This is a genomic window from Kineosporia corallincola, from assembly GCF_018499875.1.
Taxonomy (GTDB): Bacteria; Actinomycetota; Actinomycetes; order Actinomycetales; family Kineosporiaceae; genus Kineosporia; species Kineosporia corallincola.
Window position 1 is genome coordinate 350,253 of the sequence record NZ_JAHBAY010000008.1, and the last position, 16,361, is coordinate 366,613.

The window sequence follows — 16,361 nt, forward strand, 5'->3', positions numbered from 1 at the left end:
CGGTTACTTCCGTTCTGCCAGCCAGCCCTGGAGCAACGCGGCGACGTCGTCGGGCTGGTTGTCGACCATGGCGGAGACCTCGTCGCGCATCCGGTCCCGGGACAGGTCCGCCTCCTGCGCCAGGGCCAGCTGCTGGTTCGCGGCGATGGCCTGTGGCGACAGCACGGTGCCCTCGGGCAGGTCGGAGGCGGTGGCCTCGATCCTGGCCTCTTCCTCCTCCTGGATCCGCTTCTTGCGCCGGCGCAGGAAGATCAGCACCGCGATGATGATCAGCAGCAGCAGCCCGACCTGCTTGGCCAGGGTGATCAGCTCCGAGTTGCGCTGGGCACTGGCCGCCTCGTCGAGGGCCTTCTTGGCCGCCTCGGCCGCGGTGGTGTCGAACGGCAGCACGCTCACCTGCACGCTGTCGCCACGGGCCGGGTCCAGCCCCAGGGCGTTCGACACCAGCTGTGACGCGGTGCTGGTGTTCAGCGCACCGGCGGTCTCGCTGTTCAGCACCACGGCCACCGTCATCCGTTCCACCTGACCGGGGGCCTGCTGCACCTTGGCCACGCTCTCGTTCACCGCGTTGTTCACGGTGGACTGCTCGCGCTCGTAGCTGCCGGTGCCGCCGGAACCGATCGGCGTGGGCACGATGGTGCCCAGGGTGCCGCCGGCGTTGGCGCCGTTGCCCTGGTACTGCTCGTTCACGGTCGCCTCGCTCAGCGGGGGCACGGTCGGGGTGGACTGGCTGTAGGTCTTGCTGGTGGTCTCGGTCGCGTCGAAGTTCAGGCTGGCGTTCACCTGAACCTTCGAGTTGTTCGGCCCGACAACGGCATTCAGCACGTCCTCGACCGCGCCGTTCATCCGCTTCTCGAACGCCGCGGTCTGCGCGTCGGTCTGGCCGGCGTCGGAGGCCGCGCCCCCGCCGCCGTTGCCCGAGCCGGACAGCAGGGTGCCGTCCTGGTCGGTCACCGTCACGTCGCCCGGGTCCAGGTTGGCCACCGACCCGGCCACCAGATGGGTGATCGCCTGCACCTGGCTGTCGGCCAGCTCGGTTCCTGCCGACAGTTTCAGCAGCACCGCGGCGGTCGGGTTGTCCTGCTCGTCGGAGAACACCGTGGGTTCCGGGATGGCCAGCTGCACCACCGCGTTCTCCACCCCGTCCATCGCCTCCAGCGTCTTGGACAGCTCGCCCGAGAGAGCACGCTGGTAGGCCACGTTCTGCTGGAACTCGGTGGCGGTGATGCCTTGCTCGTCGAGCAGGGCCCAGCCGTCCGCCCCGCTGCCGTCGCCGCCGGTCAGGCCGGCCGCGGCGAGCTTGATCCGCTCCGCGTACACCTGTTCCTTCGGCACGAGGATCGCCGAGCCCTGGTCGGCGAGCTTGTAGGGCACCCCGTCGGAGTCCAGTTGTTCCGTGATCGCGCTGGCGTCCTCGCCGGACAGACCGCCGTACAGCGGCGTCCATTCCGGCTGTGAGACATACCGGCTGAGCGCGTACGCGCCCAGCAGCAGGCCGAGGACCGCCACGATCACGACGGCGCGCTGGCCGGCGGTGAATCCGCTGGCGAAGGTGCGGGCCCGGGTGGTGACCGCCTTGGCGTTGAACTGAGGGCTCAAAGCTGCATCCCGATGATCTGCTGGAACGACTCAAGCGCCTTGTTGCGCAGCGTCGTCGTCAGCTCGACGGCGGTCTGCGCCTGCACCGCGGCGATGACGTAGTCGTGCACGTCGTCGAGATCGCCGGTGGCCGCGTTGATGGCCTTGGTCTGGGCGGTGGTGTCCAGGTTCTCCACCTTCTGGAGCCCCTGGCCCAGCATCGAGCCGAACGAGTCGCTGCGGGTGGCGGCGGCCTGGCCGGCGGTCAGGCTGTTCACGCCCGGCACCGACACGTTCTCGATGCTGCCCACGTCGGCGGAGCCCAGCCCGGCGGACATCTGGTCGTAGAGGCTGGTGATCGAGGTGACGGCGCTCGGGTCGGTGACCCCGACGGCGGTGACGGGAACGATGGCCATGTCAGCTGCGTCCCATCTGGATCGCGGCCTGGTAGGCGGCGCGAACCCGGTCGAGGTTGGCGGTGTTGGCCTGGTAACCGCGCTGCGCCATCACCATCTGGGTCATCTGGTCGCCCAGGTCGATGTCTGGCTGCCGCACGTAGCCCTGGGCGTCGGCGTAGGGATGGCCGGGGGAGTAGACCAGCCGGCCGGTGTCGTCGCCGAGCTCCACGCCCGCGACCCGCACCCCGGCGCCCACGCTGCCGTCCTCCACCGACTGCGCCACCACGTAGCGGGCCTGGAAGGCCGCCTCGTTGCTGGGCCGGATGGTGTTGATGTTCGCGATGTTGTCCGAGACGGCGTCCATCCAGTTCTGGTGGACGTACATGCCGCTGCCGGAGATGTTGAGAGATTCGAACATGTCAGTTGCTCCTGATCGCGGCACGCAGCAGGCTGAACCGGTCGCCGGTCGCGCGCAGGGCCAGTTCGTAGCTCATCTCGGTCTTCACGCTGTTCACCGAGGCGGTGCCCAGGTCGACGTTGTTGCCGGTGAGATCGCCGGCGGCACCGGAATAGACGGTGGTCGGGGTGACGACCTCCATCGGGTCGTCCCCGTTCATCAGCGCCTGCTTCAGCTGGCCCTCGAAAGCCACCGAGCGCGCCCGGTAATAAGGGGTGTTGACGTTGGCGATGTCGTCGCTGATCGCCTGCTGGCGGCGGGAGAGCCCGTCCAGGGCCGAGTGCAGGGCATCGATCGAGACGTCGTCGAGCAGGGACATGATGAACCGGCCCTTCCAGTACGCGCGGGCACAATCGTCAAAGGACAAGACGCGCCGATCCGTGGCGCTTGCAGAGCGGTCCATGCTCAGATCCAGGCTTCGACGCTGGCGGCGTCACCCTTGAGAGCTGCTCCGATCCTGTGAAAACCGTTCATCCGAAAGCACCAACGCGGCCGGGATCCTGCGGCCGGATGTCCGGTTCCGGGCGGTCTCCGCCGGATCCGGGAAGGGCCGGACGGGTGCGGGCCGGACGGGTGTCCCGGCACCGGCGGGTTTCTCGTGCCACCAACCATGGACGACGAAAACCTCTCCGGCGCAACGCATGAAAGCACGGCCACCCCGTGCGGGGCGACCGTGCTGTGGTGGTGCAAGGTTTCTCAGCCGTTGATGTCCAGGGTGGAACCCACCCGGGCCTCCGAGACCCGGGTGAAGGTCGGCCGGATCCGGGAGATCTCGGCGCGGAACTCCTCGCGCAGGAAGCGGGCCCGGAACTCCAGCTCCGTCACCCAGCGCTGGAGCTCCTCGGAGCGGTGCCGGAACGACTCCGGCGGCCGGCCCGGCGGGGGAGGCACCAGGTGCAGGTCGAACACGTTGTGCCGGCTCAGGGCCACCTCGAACTCGTGCATCGATTCCTCGACGGCGTCGAAGTAGACGTTCCAGGCGGCCGTGGCCTCCTGATTGGCGGCGCGGACCGAATCGGTCGCAGTCATGGGCATCACCCAACGGGGGACGGTGTGGTGGACGAGGCTTCCAGCGTCATCGCTTGTTTCCAGGTGTCTCGTAACGGTTCCAGCAGCTCCCGCACGGTCAGGATGCGCTCGGGCTGCGGTGGCAGACGGCTGCTGTTGAGCTCGTTGACCATCCACAGGTACAGGGCCTTCAGGCCCTCCCCCTCCGGCCAGGCCGCGGTGTCGAGGCTCGCCCACAGCTCCAGGAGGATGTCCTGGGCGTGCTGGATCCGGCTTCCGACCGACGCGTGGTCGTTGGTCCGCATCGCCGCCTCGGCGACCGCCAGGTCACCGATCAGCCGGTCGTAGAGCATGGTCAGCAGACGCTGCGGGGAGGCCGTGTGCGCGGTGTTGTCCGCGTAACGCGACCGGGCCAGTCCGTTCGGCATTCGTACTCCTTGCCCTGGGGCTTTCGCCAGAAGCTGGACCGCGGGGCCCGCACCGGATCGGTACGGGCCCCGCGGGTGGATCAGCTGGACGACGAGCTACTACTGCTGTTGAAGAAGCTGGCGAGGGAGCTCTGCTGGGTCTTCAACGCCGACAGCGAGGTCTCCATCGCGGTGAACTTCGCGGTGATGGAGCTGCGGTAGGCGTCGAGCCGGTCGGTCCAGGCGTCGATCTGCGTCTGGAGATCCTTCACCTGGTTCTTCGCGGTGGTCTGGGCCTGCACCAGGCTTCCGGTCTGCGAGTCGCTCATCTGGGTGAAGAGCCCACTCAGCTGCTGGGCCAGGCCCGGCTTGTAGGTGATGTCACCGATGGCCCCGGTGGCGGCGCTGTTCACCTGCACCGACAGCCCCGCCGCCCCGCTCTCGGAGTCGGTCGGCACGGTCAGGATGTTGCCGATGCCCTTACCCGTGACGCCGTCGATGGTGCCGGCGATGTCGTCACCGGCCACGGTCTGCGAGGCCGTGCCGCCACCGTCGATGGTGGCCGTGAAGGCGCCGGCCGAGCCCGGGTTCGACGCCGCGAACACCAGGTTGCCGGAGCTGTCGGCGCTCGCCGTGATACCCATGCCGGCCGTGGCCAGCATGGTGTTCAGCTTGCTCGCCGCCGCGGTGGCGTCCTCACCGGCCTGCACCTCGTACTTCACCGTGGTGCTGCCGCGCATCAGCGCGACGGTGCGGCCGACGATGCCGGTCCCGGGCGGAATCACCTGCCACTGCTCGGCCTTCGCGGTCGAGTCGATGTTCACGGCGTAGGTGCCGGCCTCGGTCTTCGAGGTGGCGTTGGTGTAGGTGGCGCTGGCCGCCACCCCGCTGGCGGCGGTGAACGACGAGCTCGCGCCGTACGCCGCCATCGTGCCGGTGGGGTCGGACTTGAACGCGGTGTCGAACGTGGTCTTGTCGAACTGGACCTGACCGCCCGAGGTGACCGACAGGCCGGGGGCGTTCATGCCGGCCACGGTGCTGAGGATCTGCTGCTGGAGAGCCCGCACGGTGCTGTCACCGAGCAGCGGGCCGCCCTTCTTGGAGCTGGCGTCCCAGGCAGTGTTCGTGGTGATCGAGCTCAGCAGGTTGTTGATGTTGGTGACGATGCCGGAGACCTGGTCACTCACCTTGGTGGTGTCCACCGCGCTGCTGACCGTCACCCCGCTCTCCACCTTGCTGACGGTGAACGACAGGCCCTGGGCCACGTCGCTGAAGGTGTTGGTCGACGAGGTGACCGTGTAGCCGCCCGAGCCGCCCACCGTGATCGACGCGTCCGAGCCGGTGACCAGGGTCTTCATCGCGTCCGTGCCGGTACCGCCGGTGAAACCGCTCAACCCGGACAGGGTGAACGACGAGGCCGCGCCGGTGTTGGTCGCGGCGATCTGGAGGCGGTAGTTGCCGGGCGAGGTCTGCACCGCGGACGCCGTGATGCCGGCGTTCGCGCTGTTGATCGCGGAGACCACCTCGCTCAGTGAGCCGGTACCCACGTTGATGTTGGTGCTGGTGCCGTCGCTCTTGGCCAGGCTGATGGTGCTGCCCGTCGCGACGGTGGCCCCGAGCGAGTTCACCGAGCCGTTGGAGATCAGGGTGTGGGCGGCGGCGACCTTGGTGACGTCGAAGCTCAGCGAGTTCGCCACGCTGCCGGTCGCGGTGGCGGTCACCGAACTCACCGACGAGGTGGCGGAAGTGGTGGCCCAGCTGCTGGTCTTGGCCAGTGAGTCGACCTGGGTGACCAGTGAGCCGATGTTGCCGAGCATGGAGCTGTAGGCGCTGATCGCATCGTTCTGGGCGGTCTGGCGCTTCTGGAGCAGGACCTGCGAGTTCCCCTGGACCTGCACCAGTTTGTCGATGATCGACTTGGTGTCCAGGTTGGACGAAAGTCCACCGATGGTGATGGGCTGGGTCATGGGTTCGGTCTTCCTGTGCGCAGTGCGACGGCTAGGCATGCGACGGCGGGCCGGGCAGGGACTCTGCCCGGCCCGTCGTCAGCGATGTGAAAGAGAGCCGGGTGGCGCCAGTTTCGACGCCACCCGGTCCGGAATCACTGCAGCAGCTTGAGGATGCTCTGCGGCTGCTGGTTGGCCTGCGCCAGCATGGCGGTGCCGGCCTGCGACAGGATCTGCGCCTGCGTGAAGCTCACCATCTCCGAAGCCATGTCGGTGTCCTGGATACGGGCGTTGGAGGCGGTCAGGTTCTCCACCGACACGTTCAGGTTGTTCACCGTGTGCTGGAAACGGTTCTGGTAAGCACCGAGCGTGGCTCGGGTGGTGGACACGGTGTTCAGTGCGGCGTCGATGGCGTCGATCGCCGCCTGGGCGGACGCCGTGTCCGTGACGCTGACCGTGCCGGAGTCGATGGCCAGTCCGGTGGTGGTCATCGCGGTTCCGGTGAGGTCGGCCGTGATCCGGTCGTTGGCCGTGTTGTTCGCCCCGATCTGGAAGGTACCGGTGTAGGTGCCGTCCAGCAGGTTCTGACCGTTGAAGTTGGTCGTCGAGGCGATCCGGTCGATTTCCGACTGGAGCTGGGCGAATTCGGTCTGCGAGGCGGCCTGGGCGTTGGCGCCCTGAGAACCACCGGAAGCAGCCTGAACGGCCAGGTTACGCATACGCTGAAGGATGGCCTGCGTCTCGTTGAGCGCCCCGTCGGCGGTCTGGACGACGCTGATGGCGTCCTGAGCGTTTCGGACAGCAACGCCGAGGCCGCCGATCTGCGACTGGAGGCCCTGAGAGATCGCCAGACCGGCCGCGTCGTCGGCGGCCTTGTTGATCCGGTAGCCGCTGGACAGCTTCTCCAGCGAGCTGCTCTGGCTGGTCTGGGTGGCGCTCAGGTTCCGGTACGCGTTGAGGGCGGCAACGTTGCTGGTGACGTAGAGACCCATTATGTGTCCTCCTTGGATCGGGTCCGGTTACCGATCCATCCGTGGACCGGCACGTTTTCCCCATCGGCTCCGGTGCCGGTGGCTTGAAGGGTTTCCGGAGGTCTTTTTGCTGACCCCCGGACGGCGCCCGCACCACTGTGTTAAAGACGGGCGTCGACATCCGAGTTGGCCGAGAGGTAACGCCCCACGTCCACCCGGCTGTTCACCGAGGAGCGCCGGGCGACCGCGTCCACATAGGCGTCCCGGCGTCGTCCGCGGGCACCCTGCGAAGCCTTGCTGGACGCGCCGGCACCGGCCTTGGCGTCGGCCTCCAGCAGACGGGACAGGGCTTCCCGCAACAGTTCCAGGCCCTCGGCCCGCAACTGCGAGACCCGGGACTGGGTCACGTTCAGCTGCGCCGCGAGCTCGGTCAGCGGCCGCTGCTCCAGGTAGTACCCGCTGACCACCATCCGCAGCCGCTGCGGCAGCTCGGCGATGGCGTCGCGCAGATAGCCCACCCGCTCGGCGGCCACCAGGGCGTCCTCCGGCTGCGGCGCCGGATCGCGCAGGGTGGCGGCCAGACCCTCGCCCTCGGGGGTGAACGAGTCCAGCGACAGCAGCGAGGCCCGGTCCTGACCGCCCCGGATCTCGCCGATCTCGCTCTCGGTCAGACCCGAGGCCGCCGCCAGCTCACTGTCCAGCGGCGTGCGGCCGAGAGCCACGGTGAGCGCCTCCGAGGTGGAGGCCAGGGCCCGGGCCCGGCTGCGCAGCGACCGGGTGGCCCAGTCGCGCTGTCGCATCTGGTCGATCATCGCGCCACGGATCCGGGTGTTCGCGAACCGGGCGAACGGCACTCCCAGGCTGGGATCGAACGCCTGGGCGGCCTGCACCAGGGCCAGCGCCCCGGCCCCGGTCAGGTCGTCGGAGTCCAGGTGCCGCGGCAGGCGGGACGAGGTCTCCCGGGCGATGTAACCCACCAACGGCAGGTGCTCACGCACCAGGGCCTCGACCTCGGCCGCCGAACGGGGGGAGGTGGGCTTCCCGGGCGTCTGGGGGGAGTTCAGAAGATCGGCCACGGTTGCTTTTCGACCGCGAAGCGGCCCAGCTCGACTGCCGGACAGGCGTTTTCCGGCATTGCACCCGGACGGAGCAGCCCGGACGGAGCAACGCCGGAGGATCCCGCCCGGCCGAAGCGGCGAATCAGGGCTCAGGTCCGCCCGCCGGATGCCGACAGGCTTTGCAAGCACCCGGCCGTGGGTGCTCCGGCCGGGTGACGGCCTGGGCCCATCGGTGGGGTGAGCGACAGCGCAGCGTCCGCGGGCGGTCCGTGAAAAGCCGCCGGACGGGTGAATCCCGTGGGGCACCCGTCAGCATCCGGTGGCGGATGCCGAACGAGTTGCTGTGCCCCACCGAACCAGTCGTCCGAAGTAACAGCCGTCGGAACCCTTTTGGAGACCTCCCGATGAGCCTTCCCGATCTCGCCGCGGTGCTCTGGCGACAGCGAGAGCTGATCGAGCGGCTTTGCTACCGCCTGGAGTGCGAGCAGCTGCTGCTCGCCGCCGGCCGGATGAACCGGATCGCGTTCGCGGTGTCCGAGGTGGAGACCGTGGTCGAGGACCTCCAGGTGCTGGAGCTCCAGCGCGGTGAGGCCGCCGACCGGGCCGCCGCCGAGGTCGGCCTGCCGGCCGGCAGCGGGCTGTCCGACCTGGCCGCCGCGGCCCAGCCGCCGTGGACCGGCGTGCTGCTGGAGCACCGGGCCGCCCTGATCGCGCTCACCGCCGAGCTGCATGCCCTGGCCGATGCCAACAAGTCGATGATCAGCAGCGGCATGGCGCTGGTCGAGGCTGCGATGAACTCCCTCGGTTCGCTGTCCCCCCACCAGGCGGTGGGTTACGACGCGACCGGCCATGCCGACTCAGTAGCCGGGCGTCTGCCCGCCGTCATCGATCGGGTGCTGTGAATTCATGAGCTTCAACATCCTGGGCAACGGACTGACCGGGTTGCAGGCGTCTCAGCAGGCGCTGAACGTGATCAGCCAGAACATCGCCAACGCGAGCACTCCCGGATACGTCCGCCAGCGGGCGGTCCTCCAGAGTCAGCAGACCACGCCCGGTGCGGCCAACGTCTACACCGGGCACAGCGAACAGTTCATGGGCGTCAAGGTCACCGGCGTCGAACGGATCTCCAGCGCGTTCAAGCAGGCCGCGCTGAACAGTGCCGTGGGCAAGCAGGAAGCGCTCGAGGCACAGGCGGCCCCGCTCGACAACGTGCAGGGTCTGCTCCAGGAGCCGAGCGACATCGGCCTCCAGAACACGATGACCGAGTTCTATCAGGCCTGGACCGATCTCGGGAACAACCCGACGGTCAGCACCACGAACGGTGCCGCCGCCATCAACGGCGCCTCCGCGGCCGTGGTGATCCAGGACGGTGCCAGCCTGGCCGCCGGCCTGAAGACGCTGTCCGACGGTGTCTCGGCCGAATTCGGCAACCAGTACACGAATCTCACCGGCATCGTCGAGCAGGTGAACGCGTCGGTGCTGAAGATCGCCGAGCTGAACCAGCGCATCATCCAGGGCACGGCCGGCGGCGACAACGTGAATGCCCTTCTCGACCAACGGGACACGGCGATCACCGACATCGTCCGGCTGACCGGCGCGACCTCGATCAACCAGTCCGACGGCTCGGTGCAGGTCTCGGTCTCCGGCGTCACCCTGGTGCAGGGCAACGCCTACAACCTGATGTCGGTGACCGGCTCGTCCACCCTGGAGAACGCCGTCGACAACCCGCCCGGGCTGCTGGTCGGCTCGGTGCGGGCCAACCCGGCAGGCGGCCAGGCGGCCGGCGTGCTGTCGGCGCTGAACACCGACCTGCCCCGGATCAGCGAGACCCTGGACACCGTGGCGAACGGCATTCGTGACGCCGTGAACGCCCGGCACTCGGCCGGTTACACGCTCGACGGTACTCCGGGTGGGGACTTCTTCACCGGTGAGGGTGCCGCGGGGCTCACGGTCGCGGTGACTTCGGCCGATGAACTGGCTGTCTCGTCGGTGAGTGGTCCCTCCACCGACGGGTCGAACGCCCGCGGGATCGGCCGGCTGGTGAACCCGAGCGTGATCTCGGAGGCGCTCGGCGGCGCGACCGCGCCGCAGTCGGTCTACTCCGGCATGGTCACCCAGATCGGTACCCAGCTCCAGGGTCTCAACACGGCCATCGACTCGCAGACCGGCATCGTGGCCACGGCGCAGTCGGCGGTGGACTCCGAGTCGGGCGTGGACCTGAACGAGGAGCTCACCAACATGATCCTCTTCCAGCGCTCGTTCCAGGCGAATGCCCGGGTGATCTCGGCGGCCGACGAAATGCTCCAGTCTCTGATCGGAATGGTGTGACGACATGGCTAGGGTGACCCAGCTCGGCCAGGTGAACCAGTCCCTGGCCGCCCTCCAGGCGAGCATGACGCAGTCCCAGCGTCTCCAGGAGCAGGCCGCCAGCGGCAAACGGATCAACCGGGCCAGCGACGACCCGACCGGCGCGTCCATCTCGATGCAGCTGCGCAACCAGCAGGCGGCGAACACGCAGTACGCGCGCAACGCCGACTACGCCAACGGTCAGCTGTCCACGCTCGACGGCACGCTCCAGACGATCTACAGCCGGCTGAACCAGGTGCGCTCCAACATCATCGCGGCCACCACGACGACGAACGGCGACTCCCGCTCGGCACTCTCGGCCCAGGTGGAGCAGATCAAGGGTGAGCTCCAGGGGCTGTACAACACCCAGTACCAGGGACGCGCGATCTTCGGTGGCACGTCGGTGGCCGGTGCGGTGGACAGCTCCGGCAACTACGTCGGCGACGGCAACCCGGTGACGGTGCAGCTGAACGCCTCGTCCACGGTGCGCGTCGACGTGGACGGCTCGACGATCGGCGCCGGCGACTTCAGCGGACTGCTCGACGAGATCTCGGCCGGCATCGAGAACGGTGACGCCGCATCGAGTCTCGATCAGCTCGACTCGCTGATCAGCAGCGTGATCACCGCGAACGGCCAGATCGGCGCGATCCAGAACCGGGTCACCACCAGCCAGAGTGCGATCACCGCGCAGAACTCGGACCTCACCGTGTCGCTCGCCCAGAACGAGGACATCGACTACGCCGAGGTGCTCACGAAGTTCTCCTCCCAGCAGGTGGCCTACCAGGCGGCCCTGGGAGTGACGGCGCGGATCAACCAGACGTCCCTCCTCGATTTCCTGCAATAACCGCCCAGGTGCGTGCAGGAGAGCGCGCACCGCTACCGAAGGATGCGCGCCGGCCGGCGCGCATCGCGAAAGAGGTGCGCGCGATCGCGCGCACCGGCCGAGAGGCGTCCCGTTCCGGCGGGGCGCCAGGATGGGGTGACGAGGTCCTATGCATCCTGCACTTCTCACCAACAGCAATTCCGGCTCCACCAGGACTGACGTCCCCGAGATCAATTTCGTCCGGCCGATTCCCGGGTTCAGCGATCTGCGGCACTTCGCGCTGGCCCGGCTCGACGACCGGGAGAGCCTGATCTCGGAGCTGCGCAGCCTGGAGCGCCCGGACGTGCGGTTCGTGGTGACCACACCGGCGATCTTCTTCGCCGACTACGTGGTCAATCTGGACGACCAGGACTGCGAACAGCTGGGTCTGGAGTCGGCGGCGGACGCGCTGATCCTGACCGTTCTCACCCCGGGTGAGGACGCCAGGACGACGACCGCCAACCTGCTGGCACCGATGGTGATCAACGCCAGGAACCGGGCTGCGGCCCAGGTGATCCTGACCGGATCCGACTGGCCGGTTCGCGCGCCCCTGGGTTGATCGGTGCTTACTTTCCGCTAGCCTCTCCTCACGGCCTGAAATCGGCCGTGGTCGCGGCCCCTTACCGCTCGCGATCCAACGGGGTCCAGGGAGGGAGCCGCGGTGCTGGTACTGACCCGCCGTGCTGGCGAAAGCATCGTGATCGGGGACGACGTGCGAGTCGTCGTCCTCGACGTGCGAGGAGACACCGTTCGCCTCGGCATCGAGGCCCCGCGCAGCATCCAGGTGCACCGCGCGGAGGTCTACGCCGAGGTCCAGGCCGCCAACGCTGCCGCGGCGGCCTCGGGGGAGAGTCTGGAGGAGGTGGCCGAAAGGCTGCGCCGCCTGGCCCGTCCGGTGGTTCCGCGCCCGACCGCGCCGCATCGCCAGCCCGGGGAGAGGCAGTCCGGGGAGCGGCGTGGTGGTGGGCCGGGCAGGTCGTCGTCCTCGGCGCCCAAGCCCGGGCCGCCGTCCGCGCCGGCCCGCAACCCGCAGAACCAGGACCCGTCGGCGCCGCCGCAGAACCAGGCGCCGGCGGGAGAGCCGGCACCGCGCGCCACGCCGCGTCCGGTGCCGGCACCACCTGCCCGTGGAACGGGGCAGCACGACCAGCGGGGCGTCCGCACCCTTCGGGCGACCCGGCCCGTTCCCGCGCCACCTCGCCCGGCAGTTCCCAAGCCGGGGCCGGTCGGTCCGATCCCCCGGCCCGGCACGCCCGCCGAGGAGACCGACGCCGACGGCGTCTGAGGTCCACACGCAGAACTGATGGACGGCGCCAGGCTCGGCCGAGCCCGGCGTCGTCCTTCAGTTTGGGCTCTTACTCGGTGGGCTGGGGTTCCTTGCCGCGCTGCACCGCTGCCAGCAGCATCTGCGCCACGTCGAGAACCTGTACCTCTTCGCGGGCCTCGCCCTCGGACTGCTGGGCGGTCAGCCCGTCGGAGAGCATGACCCGGCAGAACGGGCAGCCCACCGCGATCGTGTCGGCGCCGGTCGCCACCGCCTCCTTGGTGCGGGTGGTGTTGATCCGCTGGCCGAGCTTCTCCTCCATCCACATCCGCGCACCGCCGGCGCCGCAGCAGAAGGCCCGCTCCTGGTTGCGCGGCATCTCGCGCAGCTCGATGCCGGGCAGCGAGCCGATCAGCTCACGCGGCGGCTCGTAGATGCCGTTGTGCCGGCCGATGTAGCAGGGGTCGTGATACGTCGCTGCACTGGTGCTGCCCTCGATCGGGGCGACCGGGGTGAGCTTCTTCTCCCGCACCAGCCGGTTCAGCAGCTGGGTGTGGTGCACGACCTCGTAGTTGCCGCCCAGCTGCGGGTATTCGTTCTGGATCGTGTTGAAGCAGTGAGCGCACGAGACCACGATCTTCTGCGCCTTCGACTCGTTGAGCACCTCGACGTTCTGCATCGCGAGCTGCTGGAACAGGAACTCGTTGCCGGAGCGCCGGGCCGAGTCGCCGGTGCAGGCCTCGCCGTCACCGAGCACCGCGAACTCCACACCGGCCTCGTTCAGCAGCTCGGCGATCGCGATCGTGGTCTTCTTCTGCCGGTCCTCGTAGGCGCCCGCGCAGCCCACCCAGAACAGGTACTCGACCTCGGTCAGGTCCTCGATGTCCGAGCCGACCTGCTTCACCTCGAACGACAGGCCCTTGGCCCAGTCCATCCGCAGCCGGGGCTTCAGGCCCCACGGGTTGCCGTTCTTCTCCAGGTTCTTGAACAGGCCGTTCAGCTCGTTCGGGAACGCCGACTCGATCAGCACCTGATAGCGGCGCATGTCGACGATGTGGTCCACGTGCTCGATGTCGACCGGGCACTGCTCCACGCACGCGCCGCAGGTGACACACGACCACAGGACGTCGGGGTCGATGACGCCCGAGTCGGCCCCGTAGGCGGAGAGCGGGTTCTCGAGCTGGTAACCGGTGTCGCCGATCAGCGGCCGCTCGGCCTGCTTCTGGGCCGGGCGCAGCAGGTCGGTTCCCCCACCACCCAGCAGACTGACGCCCGCCACGCCCTGGCCGGCACCGGCGTCCACCGTTGCCGAGACCGCCTCGCGCGCCTCCTCGGAGGCCAGCAGCCACGGTGCCTTGGCGTAGGCGTGATCGCGCAGCGCGGTGATCAGCAGCTTGGGCGAGAGCGGTTTGTCGGTGTTCCAGGCCGGGCACTGACTCTGGCACCGGCCGCACTCGGTGCAGGTGCTGAAGTCGAGCAGTCCCTTCCAGGTGAACTTCTCGACCGCGCCGACCCCGAGGGCCGCGTCTTCGTCGAGCTCGTCCACGTTCTCGAAGTCGAGCACCTCGCCCTTGATCGAGATCGGCTGCAACGGGCCGAGACTCGTGGTGCTGTCGCCGACCCGGCCGGGCGTGGGGTTGCGCTTGAACCAGATGTTCGGGAAGGCCAGGAACCGGTGCCAGGCCACACCCATCGTGTTGTTCAGGCCGATGGTGATCGCCCACGACATCGAGATCGCGATCTTGATCCCGGAGACCAGCACGATCAGGTTCTCGATCGTGGTCTCCGGCAGGCCCTCGAACGCCCGGCCGACGACCTGGCCGAACGGGAAGTGCAGGGCGCTGGGGTGCAGCGCGTACTCCAGGCCGCGCAGCAGCAGCACGCACACCAGCACGCCGAGGATGATCGCCTCGACGAAGTAGGCCTGCCAGAAGCTGGACCCGAAGAACCGGGAACGGCGGCCCTCGCTGCGGGGGTGGTGCCGCTGCCGGACCGCGATCAGGAACAGGATGCCCAGCGTGCCCAGCACGGTGATGCCCTCGGCGGCCCACTCGTAGGGCGGGAACGTGCCGATCAGCCAGAGCGTGTAGTGCGGGTCGAAGATCTGCCCGTACGCGGTGACCAGCGTGGTGAAGAGCAGGCCGAACCCGACCATGGTGAACCAGTGCGCGATCGCCACGACCGGCAGCCGGGCCATCCGGGTGTGCCCGAGGAACTCGGTGAACAGCATGGCCGTGCGGGCGCCCGGCCGGTCGGCGCGGGAACGGTCGGGCTCGCCGAGCCGGATCACCCGCACGAAGCGGTTCACGGCCCGGGCGAGCAGCGCGACCCCGGCCACGGTCATCGCGATGCTCACCACGACGACCGCGATCTGTAGCGGAGTGTTCATGCCGGGAGGTACTCCTGTCGGGATACGCACTGGATACGCACTGGGGTGATGCGGATCCAGCTTACGGAGGGCGGGGAGGCCCGCAGGCACCCGACCTGTGGCCGACACCTCAGCGAAGGGGGATGACGCCGCGGCACTGCACCGCGGAACCCGGGCCCGGCCGGATGCAACGAACCCCGGGCCCCGCACGTCTCCTGCGTGTTGCCCCGGCCGAACGGGCGCGATTCAGGCTCGGCATTAGCCCGGTGGACGGGAACTGTGCGGGAGCTGTGGGCCCGTCCTATACGGTCGGGTAGATATTGCGGTCGGCGAGGGGCCGAAACCGGACCGAACGGCAAGCACCGAACAGCACTAAGGGGTGGGGCAGTGACCACGCGTTCCAAAGTCATGGCATTCGCAGGATTCGGCCTGGCGGCCACGGTCGGCATCAGCGGCTGTGGCGCCGGCTCCGACAGCGCCGAAGGGGGCAGCGGCTCCGGCTCGGGTGAGAGCGCCGGCACCCCCAAGGAGAAGGTGGCCGCCGCCTTCCAGAACTTCGAGAACTCCTCCAGCGCCGGCTTCACCCTGAAGCTCGACAGCAGCACGGCGGACATCGAGAAGATCAACACCGCGCAGGACTCCGCCGACAAGCTCACGGCGCAGGACAAGAAGGAGATCGCGGAGGTCCTCAAGGGCAAGGTGACGCTGAACGTCACCGCTCCCGAGGGCAAGACCTTCGCCGACACCACCGACTCCAGCGCGGCCAACTCCAAGGACCTGCTGAAAGACCCGGCGGCCTTCGAGGCGGCCCTGAAGGACTCCGGCTCGGTCGCCATGTCGGTCGTCTACGGCGACTCCGGCCTGGTCGACTTCGCCACCAAGGACGGCGTGTTCTACCTGCGCACCGACGCCGACAAGATCGCCGAGCTGGCCGACCAGAACCTGTCCAGCGCCACCGGCATGCTCGGCCAGCTCCCTCCGGTCATCGCCACCCCGGCCGAGAAGCTGCTCGGCGGCGAATGGGTCTCGCTCGACATGGTCAAGGCCGTGCAGGTGCTCGACCAGCAGGGTCTGCTCGACCAGCTGGCCTCGGCCGACGAGGGCACCGCGGCAGGCATGGCCGCCGACCCGGCCGCCGCGCAGAACCTGGTCAGGTCGCTGGCCGCCTCGTACGACTCGGACTCCCAGGTCACCGAGGTCGACGGTGGCTACCAGGTGTCGGTGCCGGTCGAGAAGACCACCGCGGCCGTCAAGGACGACCTGGTCGACCTGCTCGGTCAGGATGCGGCCACCGACCTGGTCAAGGAGCTCAACTCCTCGCCCACCGAGAACGTCGTGTTCACCGTCAAGGTCGACGACGACAAGCTGACCGGCCTGAACCTCGACCTGGTGCAGTTCCTCGACAAGCCGGTCGACGACGCCACCTTCGCCGTCGACCTGGCCATCGACCCGGAGGCCAGCGAGGTGCAGGTGCCCAGCGGCGCCACCGCGATCGACATCGAGGGCATCCTCAACCTGATCCCGGCCGACACGCTCACCAGCCTGGGCAGCGAACTCTGATCGGGTAGCCCGGCCGAACCACCGGCGGGGGCGGGGCGGGGGCCCCCGGCCCGGGGGGGGGGGGGGGGGGGGGAGGGGGGGGGGGCGGTGGAATAGAAGGGAGAGTGGGGGGGGGTCGGGTGTGGTAATAAAAAAAAA

The 16,361-nt window shown here is 68.8% G+C and carries 16 protein-coding genes; 6 read left to right on the forward strand and 10 right to left on the reverse strand.

The window, feature by feature from the left end; all coding sequences use genetic code 11:
- Positions 1-3: 3 nt before the first annotated feature.
- From fliF to KIH74_RS20975, 9 genes are all read right to left on the reverse strand, one after another.
- Positions 4-1,599 carry a flagellar basal-body MS-ring/collar protein FliF gene (fliF, locus tag KIH74_RS20935; RefSeq protein ID WP_214157710.1) on the reverse strand — a complete coding sequence of 532 codons (1,596 nt, stop codon included), beginning with the start codon at positions 1,597-1,599 and terminating at the stop codon, positions 4-6.
- Positions 1,596-1,994: a flagellar hook-basal body complex protein FliE gene (fliE, locus tag KIH74_RS20940; protein ID WP_214157711.1), complete on the reverse strand. Its 399-nt coding sequence runs from the start codon at positions 1,992-1,994 to the stop codon at positions 1,596-1,598. The genes fliF and fliE overlap by 4 nt, the downstream gene beginning before the upstream one ends.
- A gap of 1 nt (position 1,995) precedes the next feature.
- On the reverse strand, positions 1,996-2,394 hold the full coding sequence (flgC, locus tag KIH74_RS20945) for a flagellar basal body rod protein FlgC (RefSeq protein WP_214157712.1): 399 nt from the start codon (positions 2,392-2,394) through the stop codon (positions 1,996-1,998).
- Position 2,395: 1 nt separating this feature from the next.
- A complete protein-coding gene (locus tag KIH74_RS20950) occupies positions 2,396-2,800 on the reverse strand; it encodes a flagellar basal body rod protein FlgB (RefSeq protein ID WP_214157713.1) in 405 nt (134 codons plus the stop codon).
- A 329-nt stretch (positions 2,801-3,129) separates the two neighbouring features.
- Positions 3,130-3,462, reverse strand: a complete 333-nt coding sequence (locus KIH74_RS20955; RefSeq protein WP_214157714.1) for a hypothetical protein — start codon at positions 3,460-3,462, stop codon at positions 3,130-3,132.
- 5 nt (positions 3,463-3,467) lie between these two features.
- Positions 3,468-3,869: a flagellar export chaperone FliS gene (gene fliS, locus KIH74_RS20960; protein ID WP_214157715.1), complete on the reverse strand. Its 402-nt coding sequence runs from the start codon at positions 3,867-3,869 to the stop codon at positions 3,468-3,470.
- Positions 3,870-3,949: 80 nt separating this feature from the next.
- Complete coding sequence (fliD, locus tag KIH74_RS20965) at positions 3,950-5,815, reverse strand: flagellar filament capping protein FliD (protein ID WP_214157717.1); 1,866 nt, start codon at positions 5,813-5,815, stop codon at positions 3,950-3,952.
- 134 nt (positions 5,816-5,949) lie between these two features.
- On the reverse strand, positions 5,950-6,786 hold the full coding sequence (locus KIH74_RS20970) for a flagellin N-terminal helical domain-containing protein (RefSeq protein ID WP_214157718.1): 837 nt from the start codon (positions 6,784-6,786) through the stop codon (positions 5,950-5,952).
- Between the two features lie 140 nt (positions 6,787-6,926).
- Positions 6,927-7,841, reverse strand: coding sequence for a sigma-70 family RNA polymerase sigma factor (locus KIH74_RS20975; RefSeq protein ID WP_214157719.1), 915 nt, complete (start codon positions 7,839-7,841; stop codon positions 6,927-6,929).
- A gap of 386 nt (positions 7,842-8,227) precedes the next feature.
- Between KIH74_RS20975 and KIH74_RS20980 the strand changes: the two genes are divergently transcribed.
- The 5 genes from KIH74_RS20980 (at position 8,228) to csrA (ending at position 12,316) form a co-directional block, all read left to right on the forward strand.
- Positions 8,228-8,725, forward strand: a complete 498-nt coding sequence (locus KIH74_RS20980) for a flagellar protein FlgN (protein WP_214157721.1) — start codon at positions 8,228-8,230, stop codon at positions 8,723-8,725.
- A gap of 4 nt (positions 8,726-8,729) precedes the next feature.
- Complete coding sequence (gene flgK / locus KIH74_RS20985; protein WP_214157723.1) at positions 8,730-10,151, forward strand: flagellar hook-associated protein FlgK; 1,422 nt, start codon at positions 8,730-8,732, stop codon at positions 10,149-10,151.
- Between the two features lie 4 nt (positions 10,152-10,155).
- Positions 10,156-11,013, forward strand: coding sequence for a flagellin N-terminal helical domain-containing protein (locus KIH74_RS20990; protein ID WP_214157724.1), 858 nt, complete (start codon positions 10,156-10,158; stop codon positions 11,011-11,013).
- Positions 11,014-11,161: 148 nt separating this feature from the next.
- Positions 11,162-11,590 carry a flagellar assembly protein FliW gene (locus tag KIH74_RS20995; protein ID WP_214157725.1) on the forward strand — a complete coding sequence of 143 codons (429 nt, stop codon included), beginning with the start codon at positions 11,162-11,164 and terminating at the stop codon, positions 11,588-11,590.
- A gap of 102 nt (positions 11,591-11,692) precedes the next feature.
- The gene (csrA, locus tag KIH74_RS37875; protein WP_308113938.1) at positions 11,693-12,316 is read left to right on the forward strand and encodes a carbon storage regulator CsrA; all 624 of its coding nucleotides are present in this window, start codon (positions 11,693-11,695) and stop codon (positions 12,314-12,316) included.
- 70 nt (positions 12,317-12,386) lie between these two features.
- On the opposite strand, the gene KIH74_RS21005 is transcribed toward csrA, so the two are convergent.
- Entirely contained in the window at positions 12,387-14,684 is a 2,298-nt protein-coding gene (locus KIH74_RS21005; RefSeq protein WP_214157727.1) for a (Fe-S)-binding protein, read from the reverse strand.
- Between the two features lie 387 nt (positions 14,685-15,071).
- On the opposite strand from KIH74_RS21005, the gene KIH74_RS21010 reads away from it, so the two are divergent.
- The gene (locus tag KIH74_RS21010; RefSeq protein WP_214157728.1) at positions 15,072-16,223 is read left to right on the forward strand and encodes a hypothetical protein; all 1,152 of its coding nucleotides are present in this window, start codon (positions 15,072-15,074) and stop codon (positions 16,221-16,223) included.
- Positions 16,224-16,361: the final 138 nt, after the last annotated feature.